The following is a 1,268-nucleotide window of genomic DNA, read 5'->3' as shown; positions in this document are numbered from 1 at the left end:
TTATTATGTTATAAATAGTTATATAAATAGAAATTTTAAATGGATAAATAAAGTAAAAGGAAAAATTTCTACTGATGAAAAAAAAATACTTATCAAAAGGATTAAATCTTTATTTTTACATAAAATTGGATGGACGTTTATTGGTAGTACAGATAATATAATAATTTCATCTTTTATAAGTTTAACGATGGTAGCTAAATTTAATAATTATAATATGATTATTGTAGCTATTCAAGGAATAATTTTAACAGCAATGAATGCTGTCGTTCCAAGTATAGGAAATTTATTAACAGAAGATGAAGATAATCAAAAAAGTTATAAAATTTATAAAAGATTATTTTTTTTGAATTTTTGGATTTCGTCATTTGCAGTAATAATATTATTCAATACTATTACTCAATTTGTTAAATTATGGATGGGAATTCGGCAAGTAGTATCAAGTATTACTATAATAATAATATTGATCAATTTTTATTTTCAATTCATGGTAATACCTGTAGATAACTTTAAAGAAGCAGCTGGATTATATAATGAAGATAGATATGCCCCTTTAATTGAAGGAGTTATAAATTTGATTTTTTCAATAATTTTAACTAAATTTATAGGACTTCCAGGAGTATTTTTAGGTACATTAATAAGTAATATTACCGTTGTATTTTGGATAAAACCTTTGATTATATATAGACATATTTTTGAAAAACCACTATATGAGTATTTTAAAATGTTTTTTAAATACTTTAGTATAACTTTAATAACTTTAATAAATTTATTTTTTAAAATTTATAGTAAAAAGAAAAATATAAAAATTTGTTGGCAACATTATTTTTTTGGATATCTTTTTATAATCTATCTTTTTATTGCTCTTTCCGAAGTGGTTGGTTTTCCTTCTTTATATAGACTTCAGAAAAACTTAAATTCTGGACAAGCTGTATTTAATCCAGGAATAAATTTAATCCCTTTTAGTGATGGTTTAGAAATTTCAGCGATACTTAATATAATTTTTTTTATGCCTTTTGGATTTTTATTACCTACACTTTGGAGAAAATATAGACGATTATTTCCAACAATTTTACAAGGATTTATACTTTCCTTTATTATAGAAATGAGTCAATTATTTACTCATAGAGCAACTGATATAACAGATTTAATAATGAATACTATAGGGGCTCTTTTAGGGTGGCTATTATTTTCATTATTGAGTAAATTCTTTTTCAAACTTTGTGAAAAAACAGCAATTGAATTTTCCATAATTAAATTCATTAATATAG

The 1,268-nt window shown here is 22.4% G+C and carries 1 protein-coding gene; it reads left to right on the top strand.

Annotated elements, in window-relative coordinates:
• Window positions 1–1,268 (top strand): VanZ family protein (locus tag GBZ86_RS18355; RefSeq protein ID WP_234885189.1); only part of this gene is annotated, 1,268 nt, incomplete at both ends.

Origin of the sequence: Clostridium tarantellae, from assembly GCF_009295725.1 — a bacterium.
GTDB lineage: Bacteria > Bacillota > Clostridia > Clostridiales > Clostridiaceae > Sarcina > Sarcina tarantellae.
Note: the sequence above shows the minus strand (reverse complement) of the source record. Positions and strands in the feature narration are given on the sequence as shown.